This window comes from Streptomyces sp. YIM 121038 (genome assembly GCF_006088715.1).
Lineage (GTDB): Bacteria > Actinomycetota > Actinomycetes > Streptomycetales > Streptomycetaceae > Streptomyces.
Window position 1 is genome coordinate 7,804,491 of the sequence record NZ_CP030771.1, and the last position, 17,027, is coordinate 7,821,517.

Consider the following 17,027-nt stretch of genomic DNA (forward strand, 5'->3'; position numbering starts at 1 on the left):
GGGGCGTGAACGGGCGGTGAACGCCCGCTTCCCGGCATCCGATAGCCTCTGCCGACATGCCGCCCGGCCGCATCCCGGCGAGGGCGCCCCCCGTCACGCATGTGCCCGCGCGCGCCGCGCCGGGAACCAAGGAGTGAGTTCGTCCTGTCGACCGCCATCCTCACCGGCCAGCCGGTGCCCGGCTCGCCCCTCGAAGGCGATCTGCGGTCCCTGGGCTTCGACGTGCGGACCGCCCGGGACGCGGCCGACGCCGAGACGCTCGTGCGGACCGTCCCCGCGGACCAGCGCGTCGCCGTCGTCGACACCCGCTTCGTCGGTCACGTCCACGCCCTGCGCCTCGGCCTGACCGACCCGCGCTTCGCCGCGGCCGCCGTGCCCGGTGCCGTCACCGTCAAGCCCGAGGCCCGCGGCGCGCTCACGCGCGCGCTGCGCACGGCCGTCGGCGCGGGCGGCGCCGGAGCCGTCACGGTCGCGCCGGACGCCGTGCCCGACCGGCTCGCCGAGGCCCTCGGAGCGGCCGACGTCGACGTGTACCGGCCCGAGCTCGGCACCCTCGTCGCGGCCGTGCCCGCCGACCCCGAGGCCCGCAACACCGCCCGCCAGGCCGTCGCCGCCGTCGACGACGAGGCCGTACGCCTGCGCGGCGCGGTCAAGGCCAGGGACGGCTTCTTCACCACGTACTGCATCAGTCCGTACTCCCGCTACCTCGCGCGCTGGTGCGCCCGGCGCGGCCTCACCCCGAACCAGGTCACCACCGCCTCGCTGCTCGTCGCCCTGATCGCGGCGGGCTGCGCGGCCACCGGCACCCGCGGTGGCTTCGTCGCCGCCGGCCTCCTGCTGCTCTTCTCCTTCGTCCTGGACTGCACGGACGGCCAGCTCGCGCGCTACTCCCTGCAGTACTCGACGCTCGGCGCCTGGCTGGACGCGACCTTCGACCGGGCCAAGGAGTACGCGTACTACGCGGGCCTCGCCCTCGGCGCGGCCCGGGGCGGCGACGACGTCTGGGCCCTCGCGCTCGGCGCGATGATCCTGCAGACCTGCCGCCACGTCGTGGACTTCTCGTTCAACGAGGCCAACCACGACGCGACCGCCAACACCAGCCCCACCGCCGCGCTCTCCGACAAGCTCGACAGCCGCGGCTGGACGGTATGGGCGCGCCGGATGATCGTCCTGCCGATCGGGGAGCGCTGGGCCCTGATCGCCGTCCTGACCGCGCTCACCACCCCGCGCGTCACGTTCGTCGTGCTCCTGATCGGCTGCGGACTCGCCGCCTGCTACACCACCGCGGGCCGCGTCCTGCGCTCCCTGACCCGCAGGGCCAAGCGCACCGACCGGGCCGCCACGGCCCTGGCCGACCTCGCCGACACCGGGCCCTTCGCGGGCGCGCTCGCCACGCTCCGCGGCCTGCCGGGGCTGGCCCCGGCCCTCGCCTTCGCGGGCGGCGCGGCCGTCGTCGCCACCTCCGCCCTCACCTCCTTCGGCAGCCCCTGGCCGGTCATCGCCGCCGCCGGGTACGTGATCACCTCGGGCCTGGCCGTCGCACGGCCCCTCAAGGGCGCCCTCGACTGGCTGGTCCCGCCCTTCCTGCGCGCCGCCGAATACGGCACCGTCCTGGTACTGGCGGCCAAAGCGGACGTGAACGGAGCCCTTCCCGCGGCTTTCGGCCTGGTGGCCGCGGTCGCCTACCATCACTACGACACCGTGTACCGCATTCGCGGTGTCGTCGCGCCGCCGCGCTGGCTGGTGCGGGTGATCGGCGGGCACGAGGGCAGGACCTTCGCGGTCACTGTCGCCGCCGCCCTGCTGACAACCACAGATTTCACCGTCGCGCTCACGGCGCTCGCCGTGGCCGTGGCACTCGTGGTGCTCGCCGAGAGCATCCGCTTCTGGGTGACCGCGCACAACAGCGGCGCACCCGCCGTACACGATGAAGGAGAACCCGCATGATCGGCCTCGTCCTGGCCGCCGGCGCCGGCCGGCGTCTGCGCCCCTACACCGAAACGCTGCCCAAGGCGCTGGTGCCCGTGGTGGGCGAGGGTACCGAGAATGAGCTGGCCGTCCTCGACCTCACCCTGAAGAACTTCGCCGAGATCGGCCTGACCGACGTCGCGATCATCGTCGGCTACCGCAAGGAGGCCGTCTACGACCGCAAGGCCGCGCTCGAGGCGAAGTACAACCTCAAGCTCACCCTGATCGACAACGACAAGGCCGAGGAGTGGAACAACGCCTACTCCCTGTGGTGCGGCCGTGACGCCCTCAAGCACAGCGTGATCCTCGCCAACGGCGACACCGTGCACCCGGTCTCCGTCGAGAAGACGCTGCTCGCCGCCCGCGGCGACGGCAAGAAGATCATCCTCGCCCTCGACACGGTGAAGAACCTCGCCGACGAGGAGATGAAGGTCATCGTGGACCCCGAGAAGGGCGTCCAGAAGATCACCAAGCTGATGGACCCGGCGACGGCCACCGGTGAGTACATCGGCGTCACCCTCATCGAGGGCGAGGCCGCCGAGGAGCTGGCCGACGCCCTGAAGGCCACCTTCGAGCGCGACCCCGACCTCTACTACGAGGACGGCTACCAGGAGCTCGTCAACCGCGGCTTCAAGATCGATGTCGCGCCGATCGGTGACGTCTCGTGGGTCGAGATCGACAACCACGACGACCTCGCCAAGGGACGTGAGATCGCGTGCCAGTACTGACGAGGCTCATCCCCTCGCCGGTCGTCGTGGACATCCGGCCGGGGGCGTTGAACGACCTGGCCGGTGTCCTCGCCGACCAGAGGATCTGCTCGTCGACCGGCAAGCTCGCCATCGCGATCAGCGGCGGCTCCGGCGCGGTCCTGCGCAAGCGACTCTCTCCGTCGCTGCCGGGCGCGGAATGGTTCGAGGTGGGCGGCGGCACGCTCGACGACGCCATCAAGCTCGCCGACGCCATGAAGAAGGGCCGCTACGACGCGGTCGTCGGCCTCGGCGGCGGCAAGATCATCGACTGCGCCAAGTTCGCCGCGGCGCGCGTCGGCCTGCCGCTGGTCGCCGTCGCGACGAACCTGTCGCACGACGGCCTGTGCTCGCCCGTCGCGACCCTCGACAACGACGCGGGCCGCGGCTCGTACGGCGTGCCGAACCCGATCGCGGTCGTCATCGACCTCGACGTCATCCGCGAGGCCCCGGTCCGCTTCGTGCGCTCCGGCATCGGCGACGCCCTGTCCAACATCTCCGCGATCCGGGACTGGGAACTCGCCGCCCGCGAGCGCGGCGAGGACATCGACGGCCTCGCCGCCGCGATGGCGCGCCAGGCCGGCGAGGCGGTCCTGCGCCACCCCGGCGGCGTCGGCGACGACGGCTTCCTCCAGGTGCTTGCCGAGGGCCTCGTCCTCACCGGCATCGCGATGTCCGTCTCGGGCGACTCCCGCCCGGCCTCGGGCGCCTGCCACGAGATCAACCACGCCTTCGACCTGCTGTTCCCGAAGCGCGCGGCGAGCCACGGCGAGCAGTGCGGCCTCGGCGCCGCCTTCGCGATGCACCTGCGCGGTGCCCGCGACGAGTCGGCCTTCATGGCCGAGGTCCTGCGCCGCCACGGCCTGCCGGTCCTGCCGGAGGAGATCGGCTTCACCGTGGACGAGTTCGTCCAGGTCGTGGAGTACGCCCCGCAGACCCGGCCGGGCCGCTACACGATCCTCGAGCACCTCAATCTGAACACCGACCAGATCAAGGACGCATACGCCGACTATGCCAAGGCCATCGGTAGCTGAACTCCGGCCCGTCGTTCACCCCGCGGGGGTGAAGGACCGGCGCAGCGGTGAGCACTGGGCGGGACGCCTGTACATGCGAGAGATCTCGCTGCGCTGCGACCGGTACCTGGTGAACACCAGGATCACGCCCAATCAGCTGACCTACCTGATGACCGTCGCGGGCGTGCTCGCGGCCCCGGCCCTCCTCGTGCCGGGCATCACGGGCGCCGTGCTCGGCGTCGTCGCGGTGCAGCTCTATCTGCTGCTCGACTGCGTCGACGGCGAGATCGCCCGCTGGCGCAAGCAGTACTCGATGTCCGGCGTGTACCTGGACCGGGTCGGCGCCTATCTGTGCGACGCCGCGGTCCTGGTCGGCTTCGGCCTGCGCGCCGCCGACCTGTGGGGCTCGGGGCGCATCGACTGGCTGTGGGCCTTCCTCGGCACCCTCGCCGCGCTCGGCGCCATCCTGATCAAGGCCGAGACCGACCTCGTGGGCGTCGCCCGGCACCAGCAGGGGCTGCCGCCCGTGCAGGAGTCGGCCGCCGTGCCGCGCGCCTCCGGCGTGGCGCTCGCCCGCAAGGCCGCCGCCGCGCTCAAGTTCCACCGGCTGATCCTCGGCATCGAGGCGTCCCTGCTGATCCTGGTCCTGGCGATCGTGGACTCGGCCCGGGGCGACCTCTTCTTCTCCCGCCTCGGCGTCGCCGTGCTGGCCGGCATCGCGCTCCTGCAGACGCTGCTGCACCTGGTGTCCATCCTCGCCTCGAGCAGGCTGAAGTGAGCACTCCGGCACAGCGGCCGACGGTCGGCGCGGTCATCATCACCATGGGCAACCGCCCGCAGGAGCTGCGGGCGCTGCTCGACTCCGTCGCCAAGCAGGACGGCGACCCGGTCGAGGTGGTGGTCGTCGGCAACGGCGCCCCCGTGCCCGACGTCCCGCCGGGCGTCCGCACCATAGAACTGCCCGAGAACCTGGGCATTCCCGGCGGGCGCAACGTCGGCATCGAGGCCTTCGGGCCCGGTGGCACCGACGTCGACATCCTGCTGTTCCTCGACGACGACGGCCTCCTGGCGCACACCGACACCGCTCGGCTGTGCCGCGAGGCCTTCGCCGCCGACCCGGCTCTCGGGATCATCAGCTTCCGCATCGCCGACCCGGACACGGGCGTCACCCAGCGCCGGCACGTGCCGCGCCTGCGCGCGTCCGACCCGATGCGCTCCTCGCGCGTGACGACGTTCCTCGGCGGCGCCAACGCCGTCCGCACCAAGGTCCTGGAAGAGGTCGGCGGCCTGCCCGACGAGTTCTTCTACGCCCACGAGGAGACCGACCTGGCCTGGCGGGCGCTGAACGCGGGCTGGATGATCGACTACCGCGCCGACATGGTCCTGTACCACCCGACCACGGCGCCCTCGCGGCACGCGGTCTACCACCGCATGGTGGCCCGCAACCGCGTCTGGCTCGCCCGCCGCAACCTGCCCGCGCTCCTGGTCCCCGTGTACCTGGGCGTGTGGCTGCTCCTGACCCTGGCCCGGCGCCCCTCGCGGCCCGCCCTGAAGGCCTGGTTCGGCGGCTTCAAGGAGGGCTGGACCAGCCCGTGCGGGCCCCGCAGGCCCATGAGCTGGCGCACGGTGTGGCGCCTGACCCGACTGGGCCGACCTCCTGTCATCTGACAAGCTCTGGTCTGAGAACATTCGGGCCGTATCCCGGTCCCTGGCCCGGCCTCTGCCCGACCTGGCCCACGCCTACGCCCGACCGGCCGCGCATCTGAAGACGAAAGTTTCCACTCGTGAGTGAGACAACGCAGGACGGTGGAGTCGCGGTGACCGCGCCACCGTCGCCCGACGACGGGCTTTCCCCGGCCGAGCTCGCCGCCAAGTACGGGCTGTCCGTCAGCGGTGCCCGTCCGGGCCTCGTGGAGTACGTCCGCCAGCTCTGGGGGCGCCGCCACTTCATCCTCGCCTTCTCGCAGGCGAAGCTGACCGCCCAGTACAGCCAGGCCAAGCTCGGCCAGCTCTGGCAGGTCGCGACGCCGCTGCTCAACGCGCTCGTCTACTTCCTCATCTTCGGCCTGATCCTCAAGGCCGACCGCGGCATGTCGCGGGAGGTGTACATCCCGTTCCTGGTCACGGGCGTGTTCGTGTTCACCTTCACGCAGAGCTCGGTGATGGCGGGCGTACGGGCGATCTCGGGCAACCTCGGCCTGGTGCGCGCGCTGCACTTCCCGCGTGCCTCACTGCCCATCTCGTTCTCGCTCCAGCAGCTCCAGCAGCTGCTGTTCTCGATGCTCGTGCTGTTCGTCGTGGCGATCGGCTTCGGCAGCTACCCGCGGCTCTCCTGGCTCCTGATCGTCCCGGTCCTGGCCCTGCAGTTCCTGTTCAACACGGGGCTCGCCCTGGTCATGGCCCGGCTCGGCAGCAAGACGCCGGACCTGGCCCAGCTGATGCCCTTCGTGATGCGCACGTGGATGTACGCGTCCGGCGTGATGTTCTCCATCCCGGTGATGCTGAAGGACAAGCCGGCCTGGATCGCCGACGTCCTCCAGTGGAACCCGGCGGCCATCTTCATGGACCTGATGCGCTTCGCCCTCATCGACGGCTACGGCTCGGAGAACCTGCCCCCGCACGTGTGGGCGGTGGCGCTCGGCTGGTCCGTGCTCGTCGCCGTGGGCGGCTTCGTCTACTTCTGGAAGGCAGAGGAGCGGTACGGCCGTGGCTGACGACAAGGACGCAGGGGCACGCCGCCCCACGGTGATCGCGGACGAGTTGCACATCGTGTACCGGGTGAACGGCGGGAAGACGGGCCGGGGCAGTGCGACGGCGGCGTTGAGCCGGATCGTGCGGCGGGGTGAGTCGCCGGGGGTGCGCAAGGTGCACGCGGTGCGGGGGGTGAGCTTCACGGCGTACCGGGGTGAGGCGATCGGTCTGATCGGGTCGAACGGTTCGGGCAAGTCGACGCTGCTGCGGGCGGTGGCGGGGCTGCTGCCCGCCGAGCGGGGCAGGGTCTACACCGACGGCCAGCCCTCGCTGCTGGGGGTGAACGCGGCGCTGATGAACGATCTGACCGGTGAGCGCAACGTGATCCTGGGCGGTCTCGCGATGGGCATGGGCCGGGAGCAGATCAGGGAGCGCTACCAGCAGATCGTGGACTTCTCGGGGATCAACGAGAAGGGCGACTTCATCACGCTGCCGATGCGGACGTACTCCTCGGGGATGGCGGCGCGGCTGCGGTTCTCCATCGCGGCGGCCAAGGATCACGACGTGCTGATGATCGACGAGGCGCTCGCCACGGGGGACCGCAAGTTCCAGAAGCGCTCGGAGGCCCGCATCCGCGAGCTGCGCAAGGAGGCGGGCACGGTCTTCCTGGTCAGCCACAACAACAAGTCGATCCGTGACACCTGCGACCGGGTCCTGTGGCTGGAGCGCGGCGAGCTGCGCATGGACGGGCCCACCGACGAGGTCATCAAGGAGTACGAGAAGTTCACCGGTAAGTAGCCGGATGGCCGCCGTCTGGTCGCGGCCGAATGGAGCAGGGCCCGCCGGACACCCCGGCCGGGCCCTGACTCGTTTTCAGACATCAGGCTTCTCCCAAGTCACAGGAGTTCAGGGAAGATTGAAGCCAATCGGTGCGTTCTTGTGATGTGCGGAACACCCCGACGAAGGGCCGTCCGTTGTACAACGTAAGCTGTACCGGTGCTGATTCGCGGCAAGTGGGGCGATATCGCTCCCTGGATGGGCGCGGGGCGCGCTGTGCCGCTGGGCGGCCTTGGCGGCGTGTCCGAAATAGGATGTATTGGGTCGGCAGTGTAGAACGGGAGATGTGACGGCAATGGCTACGGACGATCTCCAGCTCCGCGATGCGTCCGCCGTCCTCGCCAAAGCCGCGGACGAGAACTTCCCCGTGGCCCCGTTCTTCCTCCCGCGCGCCTGGCGCGAGGACCTCATGGCCGTGTACGGCTTCGCCCGCCTGGTCGACGACATCGGCGACTCCGACCTGGCCAGTGGCGCCGCCCACGCCCGCTACCTGGGCGCGGACCCCGAGGCCGCGGGCGACCCGCTCGCCCTCCTGGACGCCTTCGAGGCCGATCTGCGCAAGGTCTTCACCGCGGGCCCCGAGCCGGGCCACCCCCTGCTGCGCGCCCTCGGGCCCACCGTGCGGCGCAGCGACCTCACCCTCGAGCCGTTCCTCGGCCTGATCGCCGCCAACCGCCAGGACCAGCTCGTCAAGCGCTACGAGACGTACGACGACCTCGTCGCCTACTGCGAACTGTCGGCGAACCCGGTCGGGCGCCTCGTGCTCGCCATCACCGGCACCGCGACACCCGAGCGGATCCGGCTCTCGGACTCCGTCTGTACCGCGCTCCAGATCGTGGAGCACCTCCAGGACGTGCGCGAGGACCTCGGGCGCGACCGGATCTATCTGCCCGCCCAGGACATGAAGCGCTTTCACGTCCAGGAACGGGATCTGGCCGCTCCTACCGCAGGCGCGTCGGTGCGCGCCCTGGTTGCGTTTGAAGCGGAACGCGCCCACCGCCTCCTGAATGAAGGCACCCCCCTGGTGGGTAGCGTCCACGGCAGGCTGAAGCTGCTGCTGGCAGGGTTCGTGGCAGGGGGGAGGGCGGCCGTCTCGGCGATCGCCACCGCCGGATACGACGTACTTCCAAGGCCGCCGAAGCCCACGAAACCGCGTTTGCTGCGCGAGGTGGGTGCGGTTCTGCGAGGAGAGGGGTGAGCCGGACCGTGGAGTCAGAACCTCGCGTGTCCGCACCGGTACTCGCCGCATACAGCTATTGCGAGGCCGTGACCGGGCAGCAGGCACGAAATTTCGCGTACGGCATCAGGTTGCTGCCGACGCCGAAGCGGCGCGCGATGTCGGCGCTCTACGCGTTCTCGCGGCGCGTGGACGACATCGGGGACGGCGCGCTCGCGCCGGACGTCAAGCAGACCCGTCTCGACGAGACGCGGAGCCTGCTCGGCCGCATCCACGAGGGCTCGGTGGAGGAGGACGACACCGACCCGGTGGCCGTGGCGCTCAGCCATGCCGCGCAGCACTTCCCGATCCCGCTCGGCGGGCTCGACGAGCTGATCGACGGCGTCCTGATGGACGTGCGCGGCGAGACGTACGAGACCTGGGACGACCTCAAGGTCTACTGCCGGTGCGTGGCCGGGGCCATCGGGCGGCTCTCGCTCGGCGTGTTCGGCACGGAACCGGGGGCGCCCCACGCGGAGCGCGCGCCGGAGTACGCCGACACGCTCGGGCTCGCGCTGCAACTCACCAACATCCTCAGGGACGTTCGCGAGGACGCCCTGGAGGGCCGGACCTATCTCCCGGCCGACGACCTGGCCAAATTCGGCTGCTCCGCCGGGTTCGCACGGCCCGAGCCGCCCGCCGGGTCCGACTTCGCGGGCCTCGTCCACTTCGAAGTGCGCCGCGCCCGTGCGCTGTTCGCCGAGGGGTACCGCCTCCTGCCCCTGCTCGACCGGCGCAGCGGTGCCTGCGTGGCCGCGATGGCGGGCATCTACCGCCGTCTGCTCGACCGCATCGAGCGCGAGCCGGAAGCGGTCCTGCGGGGCCGCGTCTCCCTCCCGGGGCGCGAGAAGGCGTATGTCGCCGTGCGGGGTCTCTCCGGCCTGGACGCGCGCAATGTCGCACGTCAGGCCGTCAGGAGGCGCACGTGACGCGCGACCGCGGGACCGGCGGCTCCCACCGCCGCAACCGGCGGGCAACCCTCCGCATGACCTTGGCGTCCCAGACTGCAACCGCCGAAAGGGAGGACGCATGAGGCAGGACGACAGCCGGCCCGAACCAGGCGGTGACACGGACGCGGACCATCCGGGCGGAGCGCGCGGCGGGCGGCCCGAGACCTCCGCGACCTCCGCCGTGGTCGTCGGCGGCGGACTCGCCGGGATCACCAGCGCCCTCGCCCTCGCCGACGCCGGGCTCGACGTCACGCTCCTCGAAGGGCGCCCCCGGCTCGGCGGGCTCGCCTTCTCCTTCCAGCGCGGCGAGCTGACCGTCGACAACGGCCAGCACGTCTATCTGCGCTGCTGCACCGCCTACCGCTGGTTCCTGGACCGCGTCGAGGGCGCGCACCTGGCGCCGCTGCAGGAGCGCCTCGACGTGCCCGTGCTCGACGCCGAGCGCAATCGCCTCGGGCGGCTGCGGCGCACCGCGCTGCCCGTGCCGCTGCATCTGGCCGCGAGCCTCGCCACCTATCCGCATCTGTCGCTCGCCGAGCGCGCCCAGGTGGGCCGCGCGGCGCTCGCCCTCAAGGGGCTCGACCCGGCCGATCCGGCGCTCGACAGCCAGAACTTCGGCAGCTGGCTGGCCGCGCACGGTCAGTCGACGCGTGCCATCGAGGCCCTGTGGGACCTCGTCGGCGTCGCCACCTTGAACGCCGTCGCGGGCGATGCCTCGCTCGGCCTCGCCGCGATGGTCTTCAAGACCGGGCTGCTCTCGGACCCGGGCGCCGCCGACATCGGCTGGGCGCGGGTGCCCCTCGGTGAACTCCATGACCGCCTGGCGCGCAAGGCGCTCGACTCCGCGGGCGTCCGTACCGAAGTGCGAACACGTGTCACCTCCATCTCGCCTACTAAGAACGGTGGTTGGCGCGTCGAGGTTCCCGGCGAGCGCATCGAGGCCGATACCGTCGTCCTCGCGGTGCCCCAGGCCGAGACGCACGACCTGCTCCCGGAGGGCGCCCTCGACGACCCGGACCGGCTGCTCGGCATCGACACCGCGCCGATCCTCAACGTCCACGTGGTCTACGACCGCAAGGTCCTCAAGCGGCCCTTCTTCGCCGCGCTCGGCACCCCCGTCCAGTGGGTCTTCGACCGGACCGAGGCCTCCGGGCTGCGGTCGGGCCAGTACCTCGCGGTGTCCCAGTCGGCCGCCCAGGACGAGATCGACGCCCCCGTGGCGGCGCTCAGGGAGCGCTATCTGCCCGAGCTCGAGCGCCTGCTGCCCGCCGCGCACGGCGCACAGGTCCTGGACTTCTTCGTGACCCGGGAGCGCACGGCGACGTTCGCGCCGACACCGGGCGTCGGCCGCCTGCGACCGGGCGCGCACACCAAGGCGCGCGGGCTCTACCTGGCCGGCGCGTGGACCGCCACCGGCTGGCCCGCGACGATGGAAAGTGCTGTTCGCAGCGGTATCAGTGCCGCGAGGGCGGCGCTGACCGCGCTCGACCGCCCGCGCGACCACCTCTTCGAGGAGGCGGCGTGACGCTCGACCTTCTGGGGCCGTCCCAGAACCCCCGCACCGGAACTAGAGGAGAGACTGTGCCGACTGTGCCCTCGGCCCAACCGGCCGCTGTGGACGTGACCGCGCTGTTGGAGCGGGGCCGGACACTGGCCACCCCGGTGCTGCGGACCGCCGTGGACCGCCTCGCGCCCCCCATGGACACCGTCGCCGCCTACCACTTCGGCTGGATCGACGCCGCGGGCAATCCGGCCGACGGCGACGGCGGCAAGGCCGTGCGCCCCGCGCTCGCGCTCCTCTCCGCCGAGGCCGCGGGCGCCCTGCCGGAGGTCGGCGTGCCCGGCGCGGTGGCCGTCGAGCTGGTCCACAACTTCTCGCTCCTGCACGACGACCTGATGGACGGCGACGAGCAGCGCCGCCACCGCGACACCGTGTGGAAGGTGCACGGCCCCGCCCAGGCGATCCTCGTCGGCGACGCCCTCTTCGCCCTCGCCAACGAGGTCCTCCTGGAGATCGGCACCGTCGAGGCGGGCCGCGCCACGCGCCGCCTGACCACCGCGACGCGCGCCCTCATCGACGGCCAGGCGCAGGACATCTCCTACGAGCACCGCGAGCGGGTCACCGTCGAGGAGTGCCTGGAGATGGAGGGCAACAAGACGGGTGCCCTGCTCGCCTGCGCGGTCTCCATCGGCGCGGTCCTCGGCGGCGCGGACGACGCCACCGCCGACACCCTGGAGAAGTACGGCTACCACCTCGGGCTCGCCTTCCAGGCCGTCGACGACCTGCTCGGCATCTGGGGCGACCCGGAGGCCACCGGCAAGCAGACCTGGAGCGACCTGCGCCAGCGCAAGAAGTCGCTGCCGGTCGTCGCCGCGCTCGCCGCGGGCGGCCCGGCCTCCGAGCAGCTCGGCGAGCTGCTCGCCGCCGACGCCAAGAGCAATGACTTCGACAGCTTCTCCGAGGCGGAGTTCGCCGCGCGCGCCGCGCTCATCGAGCAGGCGGGCGGCCGCGAGTGGACCGCCGAGGAGGCGCGGCGGCAGCACGCCGTCGCCATCGAGGCCCTGGACGCGGTCCAGATGCCGGACCTGGTGCGGGCGCAGCTCACCGCGCTCGCCGACTTCGTCGTCGTACGGAAGAGATGATCACTATCGGGCACACCTGACTCGCAGTCGCCGAACACCGCCCCGGTGCGGGCGGTGTCCGACGGCGGACCCAGCAGAGAGAAGCACTGCGTCGAAGGGGAAGCCATGACAGCGACGACCGACGGTTCCACCGGAGCGGTGACGCCCCGCGCGGCCTCGGCCACCGAAACACCTGACACGAACCCCGGGGCGGCCGGGGCACCGGAAGCCGCCAAGCGTGCCGTGGAGCGCTCCACGGAGTACCTCCTCTCCCGCCAGGACGCCCAGGGCTGGTGGAAGGGCGACCTGGAGACGAACGTGTCCATGGACGCCGAGGACCTGCTGCTCCGCCAGTTCCTCGGCATCAGGGACGAGGCCACCACCCGCGCCGCCGCGCTCTTCATCCGCGGCGAGCAGCGCGACGACGGCACCTGGGCCACCTTCTACGGCGGCCCCGGCGAGCTCTCCGCCACCATCGAGGCCTATGTGGCCCTGCGCCTCGCCGGGGACGCGCCGGACGCGCCGCACATGGCGAGAGCCTCCGTCTGGATCCGTGAGCAGGGCGGCATCGCCGCGGCCCGGGTCTTCACCCGGATCTGGCTCGCCCTCTTCGGCTGGTGGAAGTGGGACGACCTGCCCGAACTCCCGCCGGAGCTCCTCTACTTCCCGAAGTGGTTCCCGCTCAACATCTACGACTTCGGCTGCTGGGCGCGGCAGACCATCGTGCCGCTGACCGTCGTCTCCGCGAAGCGCCCGGTGCGCCCCGCGCCCTTCCCGCTCGACGAGCTGCACACCGACCCCAACGTGCCGAACCCGCCCAAGCCCCTTGCGCCAGTGGCGAGTTGGGACGGCGTCTTCCAGCGCCTCGACAAGGCGCTGCACGTCTACCACAAGGTCGCGCCGCGCGGTCTGCGCAAGGCCGCGATGAACAGCGCCGCGCGCTGGATCATCGAGCGGCAGGAGAACGACGGCTGCTGGGGCGGCATCCAGCCCCCCGCCGTGTACTCGGTCATCGCGCTGCACCTGCTCGGCTACGACCTCGACCACCCCGTGCTCAAGGCGGGCATCGAGTCGCTCGACCGGTTCGCGGTGTGGCGCGAGGACGGCGCGCGGATGATCGAGGCCTGTCAGTCCCCGGTGTGGGACACCTGTCTGGCCACGATCGCCCTCGCCGACGCCGGGGTGCCCGCCGACCACCCGCAGCTGGTGAAGGCCGCGGACTGGATGCTGGGCGAGCAGATCGTCAGGCCCGGCGACTGGTCGGTGCGCAAGCCCCGGCTCACGCCGGGCGGCTGGGCGTTCGAGTTCCACAACGACAACTACCCCGACATCGACGACACCGCCGAGGTCGTCCTCGCGCTGCGCCGCGTCGCCCACCCGGACCGGCGCCGGATGGACAGCGCCATCGCCCGGGGCGTGGACTGGAACCTGGGCATGCAGTCCAGGAACGGCGCCTGGGCCGCCTTCGACGTCGACAACACCAGTCCGCTGCCGAACAAGCTGCCGTTCTGCGACTTCGGCGAGGTCATCGACCCGCCGTCCGCCGACGTCACCGCGCACGTCGTGGAGATGCTCGCCTACGAGGGCAAGGCCCACGACCCGCGCACCCGCCGCGGCATCGAGTGGCTCCTCGCCGAACAGGAGGCGAACGGCGCCTGGTTCGGCCGCTGGGGCGTCAACTACGTCTACGGCACGGGCTCCGTGGTGCCCGCCCTCGTCGCGGCCGGTCTGCCCGCCGCGCACGGGGCGATCCGCCGCGCGGTCGCCTGGCTGGAGTCGGTGCAGAACGACGACGGCGGCTGGGGCGAGGACCTGCGCTCGTACCGCGACGAACAGTGGATCGGGCACGGCGCGTCCACCGCTTCGCAGACCGCGTGGGCGCTGATCGCGCTGCTCGCCGCCGGGGAGCGGGACTCCAAGGCCGTCGAGCGGGGCGTCGTCTGGCTGGCCGAGAGCCAGCGCGCGGACGGCTCCTGGGACGAGCCGTACTTCACCGGCACCGGCTTCCCCTGGGACTTCTCGATCAACTACCACCTGTACCGGCAGGTCTTCCCGCTGACCGCCCTCGGCCGGTACGTGCACGGCGAGCCGTCCGTCGGCGGCTTGGGCAAGGGGAGCTGATGAGCACGGACCCGGCGCGCCCGGGGCCCGCTCCGCTGCTCGTCGCCTGTGCGCTCGGCATCGAGCGCCTCGCCCTGCGCACCGCGGACCGCGGCGGCGCGCGGGGGCCCGTGACCGTGCTGCGCACGGGCATGGGACCCAAGGCCGCCGAGCGTGCCGTCACCCGGGCGCTCGGCAAGGACTCCCTGCGCGACGCGGCCGTCGTGGCGACCGGGTTCTGTGCCGGGCTCGCCCCCGGCATGCACCCCGGTGACCTCGTCGTCGCCGAGGAGACCCGGCACGACGGCGGCCGCACGCCGTGTGTGGGCACCGCGCTCCTGGTCGAGGAACTGGTGCGGGCCGTGCCGGGCCGCACCGTGCACACCGGCCCGCTCACGGGCTCCGACCACGTCGTCCGCGGCCACGAACGCGGCGATCTGCTCGCCACCGGCGCGATCGCGGTCGACATGGAGTCCGCCGTCACGCTGCGCAGTGCCGTCACGGCCGGACCCCGGCCGGTTGCGGCCGTCCGGGTGGTCGTCGACGCCCCTCAGCACGAACTCGTCCGCATCGGCACGGTCCGCGGTGGAATATCGGCCTTCCGCGTGCTCCGCGCCGTGCTTCCCGCTTTTTTCGAATGGCACCGATCTTCGCCGCTCCCCCGGAGGTGAGCCAGATGGCTATGCCGCTGCGTCAGTCAATCAAGGTCGCTACCTATCTCTTTGAACAGAAGCTGCGCAAGCGTGACAAGTTTCCTTTGATCGTCGAGTTGGAGCCGCTGTTCGCGTGCAATTTGAAGTGCGAGGGCTGCGGCAAGATCCAGCACCCGGCCGGTGTGCTCAAGCAGCGCATGCCGGTGGCCCAGGCCGTGGGGGCCGTGCTCGAGTCCGGCGCGCCGATGGTGTCCATCGCGGGCGGCGAGCCGCTGATGCACCCTCAGATCGATGAGATCGTGCGCCAGTTGGTGGCCAGGAAGAAGTTCGTCTTCCTGTGCACGAACGCCATGCTGCTGCGCAAGAAGATGGACAAGTTCACGCCGTCGCCGTACTTCGCGTTCGCCGTGCACATCGACGGCATGCGCGAGCGCCACGACGAGTCCGTGGCGAAGGAAGGCGTGTTCGACGAGGCCGTGGCCGCCATCAAGGAGGCCCAGCGCCGCGGCTTCCGGGTGACCACCAACTCGACCTTCTTCAACACGGACACCCCGCAGACCATCATCGAGGTCCTGAACTTCCTCAACGACGACCTGAAGGTCGACGAGATGATGCTCTCGCCCGCCTACGCCTACGAGAAGGCGCCGGACCAGGAGCACTTCCTCGGCGTCGAGCAGACCCGCGAGCTGTTCAAGAAGGCCTTCGCGGGCGGCAACCGGCTCCGCTGGCGCCTGAACCACTCGCCGCTGTTCCTCGACTTCCTGGAGGGCAAGGTCGACTTCCAGTGCACGGCCTGGGCCATCCCGAACTACTCGCTCTTCGGCTGGCAGCGCCCCTGCTATCTGATGAGCGACGGCTACGTACCGACGTACCGGGAGCTGATCGAGGAGACGGACTGGAGCAAGTACGGCCGCGGCAAGGACGACCGGTGCGCCAACTGCATGGCGCACTGCGGGTACGAGCCGACGGCCGTGCTCGCCACGATGGGGTCGCTGAAGGAGTCGCTGCGCGCCATGCGCGAGACCGTCTCCGGGAACCGGTGACGTCATGACCCCTTCAGGCCCCGTCTCCCTGGGCCTGCCCGAGCCACCGGCCCGGCCGATAGCGGAGCGCCGCACCGCGCGGCGCATCCAGGTCGGGTCGGTGGCCGTCGGGGGCGGCGCTCCGGTGTCGGTGCAGTCGATGACGACGACGCGTACGTCGGACATCGGGGCGACGTTGCAGCAGATCGCGGAGCTGACGGCGTCGGGTTGTCAGATCGTGCGGGTGGCGTGTCCTACGCAGGACGACGCGGACGCGTTGGCGGTGATCGCGCGCAAGTCGCAGATTCCGGTGATCGCGGACATTCACTTCCAGCCGAAGTACGTGTTCGCGGCGATCGACGCGGGCTGTGCGGCGGTGCGGGTGAACCCGGGGAACATCAAGCAGTTCGACGACAAGGTCCGGGAGATCGCGCGGGCGGCGTGCGCCGCCGCGGTCCCGATCCGCATCGGGGTGAACGCCGGGTCGCTCGACCGGCGCCTGCTCGCGAAGTACGGCAAGGCCACGCCGGAGGCGTTGGTGGAGTCGGCGCTGTGGGAGGCGTCGCTGTTCGAGGAGCACGGTTTCCGGGACATCAAGATCTCGGTCAAGCACAACGACCCGGTGGTGATGGTCAATGCCTACCGGCAGTTGGCGGCCGCCTGTGATTACCCGCTGCATCTGGGTGTGACGGAGGCGGGTCCGGCGTTCCAGGGGACGATCAAGTCGGCGGTGGCGTTCGGTGCGCTGCTGGCGGAGGGGATCGGTGACACGATCCGGGTGTCGCTGTCGGCTCCTCCGGCGGAGGAGGTCAAGGTCGGCATTCAGATCCTGGAGTCGTTGAACCTGCGGCAGCGGCGTCTGGAGATCGTGTCGTGTCCGTCGTGCGGGCGGGCGCAGGTGGATGTGTACAAGCTGGCGGACGAGGTGACCGCGGGGCTTGAGGGCATGGAGGTGCCGCTGCGGGTGGCGGTGATGGGCTGTGTCGTCAATGGTCCGGGTGAGGCGCGGGAGGCCGATCTCGGGGTGGCGTCCGGCAACGGCAAGGGGCAGATCTTCGTCAAGGGCGAGGTGATCAAGACGGTGCCCGAGTCGAAGATCGTGGAGACCCTGATCGAAGAGGCGATGAAGATCGCCGCACGGATGGAGGCCGCCGGAGTCCCGTCCGGGGAGCCCGACGTCACGGTGAGCTGAGGACAACCAGTTAGGGG

General features: G+C 71.3%; 15 protein-coding genes. All 15 read left to right on the forward strand.

Annotation, left to right across the window (positions count from 1 at the left end; all coding sequences use genetic code 11):
* Positions 1-144: 144 nt before the first annotated feature.
* Positions 145-1,947 (forward strand): DUF5941 domain-containing protein, encoded by a 1,803-nt coding sequence (locus C9F11_RS33410; protein ID WP_138967312.1) that lies wholly within the window; start codon positions 145-147, stop codon positions 1,945-1,947.
* Positions 1,944-2,696, forward strand: a complete 753-nt coding sequence (locus C9F11_RS33415; RefSeq protein ID WP_138962769.1) for a phosphocholine cytidylyltransferase family protein — start codon at positions 1,944-1,946, stop codon at positions 2,694-2,696. Before C9F11_RS33410 ends, C9F11_RS33415 begins: the two co-directional genes overlap by 4 nt.
* Entirely contained in the window at positions 2,684-3,748 is a 1,065-nt protein-coding gene (locus C9F11_RS33420; protein WP_138962771.1) for an iron-containing alcohol dehydrogenase family protein, read from the forward strand. Before C9F11_RS33415 ends, C9F11_RS33420 begins: the two co-directional genes overlap by 13 nt.
* Positions 3,726-4,505: a CDP-alcohol phosphatidyltransferase family protein gene (locus C9F11_RS33425; protein WP_138962773.1), complete on the forward strand. Its 780-nt coding sequence runs from the start codon at positions 3,726-3,728 to the stop codon at positions 4,503-4,505. The genes C9F11_RS33420 and C9F11_RS33425 overlap by 23 nt, the downstream gene beginning before the upstream one ends.
* Positions 4,502-5,395 (forward strand): glycosyltransferase, encoded by an 894-nt coding sequence (locus C9F11_RS33430; RefSeq protein WP_138962775.1) that lies wholly within the window; start codon positions 4,502-4,504, stop codon positions 5,393-5,395. The genes C9F11_RS33425 and C9F11_RS33430 overlap by 4 nt, the downstream gene beginning before the upstream one ends.
* 116 nt (positions 5,396-5,511) lie before the next feature.
* Positions 5,512-6,441 carry an ABC transporter permease gene (locus C9F11_RS33435; RefSeq protein ID WP_138962777.1) on the forward strand — a complete coding sequence of 310 codons (930 nt, stop codon included), beginning with the start codon at positions 5,512-5,514 and terminating at the stop codon, positions 6,439-6,441.
* Positions 6,434-7,216 (forward strand): ABC transporter ATP-binding protein, encoded by a 783-nt coding sequence (locus C9F11_RS33440; protein ID WP_138962779.1) that lies wholly within the window; start codon positions 6,434-6,436, stop codon positions 7,214-7,216. Before C9F11_RS33435 ends, C9F11_RS33440 begins: the two co-directional genes overlap by 8 nt.
* 334 nt (positions 7,217-7,550) lie before the next feature.
* The gene (gene hpnC, locus C9F11_RS33445) at positions 7,551-8,453 is read left to right on the forward strand and encodes a squalene synthase HpnC (protein ID WP_138962781.1); all 903 of its coding nucleotides are present in this window, start codon (positions 7,551-7,553) and stop codon (positions 8,451-8,453) included.
* Entirely contained in the window at positions 8,450-9,400 is a 951-nt protein-coding gene (gene hpnD / locus C9F11_RS33450; RefSeq protein ID WP_171075905.1) for a presqualene diphosphate synthase HpnD, read from the forward strand. The genes hpnC and hpnD overlap by 4 nt, the downstream gene beginning before the upstream one ends.
* 100 nt (positions 9,401-9,500) lie before the next feature.
* Positions 9,501-10,946: a hydroxysqualene dehydroxylase HpnE gene (gene hpnE, locus C9F11_RS33455; RefSeq protein WP_172387453.1), complete on the forward strand. Its 1,446-nt coding sequence runs from the start codon at positions 9,501-9,503 to the stop codon at positions 10,944-10,946.
* A complete protein-coding gene (locus tag C9F11_RS33460; RefSeq protein WP_138962785.1) occupies positions 10,943-12,064 on the forward strand; it encodes a polyprenyl synthetase family protein in 1,122 nt (373 codons plus the stop codon). The genes hpnE and C9F11_RS33460 overlap by 4 nt, the downstream gene beginning before the upstream one ends.
* Positions 12,065-12,169: 105 nt before the next feature.
* The gene (shc, locus tag C9F11_RS33465; RefSeq protein ID WP_138962787.1) at positions 12,170-14,164 is read left to right on the forward strand and encodes a squalene--hopene cyclase; all 1,995 of its coding nucleotides are present in this window, start codon (positions 12,170-12,172) and stop codon (positions 14,162-14,164) included.
* Positions 14,164-14,814, forward strand: coding sequence for a 1-hydroxy-2-methyl-2-butenyl 4-diphosphate reductase (locus C9F11_RS33470; RefSeq protein ID WP_138962789.1), 651 nt, complete (start codon positions 14,164-14,166; stop codon positions 14,812-14,814). Before shc ends, C9F11_RS33470 begins: the two co-directional genes overlap by 1 nt.
* 5 nt (positions 14,815-14,819) lie before the next feature.
* Entirely contained in the window at positions 14,820-15,839 is a 1,020-nt protein-coding gene (gene hpnH, locus C9F11_RS33475; protein WP_138962791.1) for an adenosyl-hopene transferase HpnH, read from the forward strand.
* A gap of 4 nt (positions 15,840-15,843) precedes the next feature.
* Positions 15,844-17,010, forward strand: a complete 1,167-nt coding sequence (ispG, locus tag C9F11_RS33480; protein WP_138962793.1) for a flavodoxin-dependent (E)-4-hydroxy-3-methylbut-2-enyl-diphosphate synthase — start codon at positions 15,844-15,846, stop codon at positions 17,008-17,010.
* The last annotated feature ends 17 nt before the right edge of the window (positions 17,011-17,027 follow it).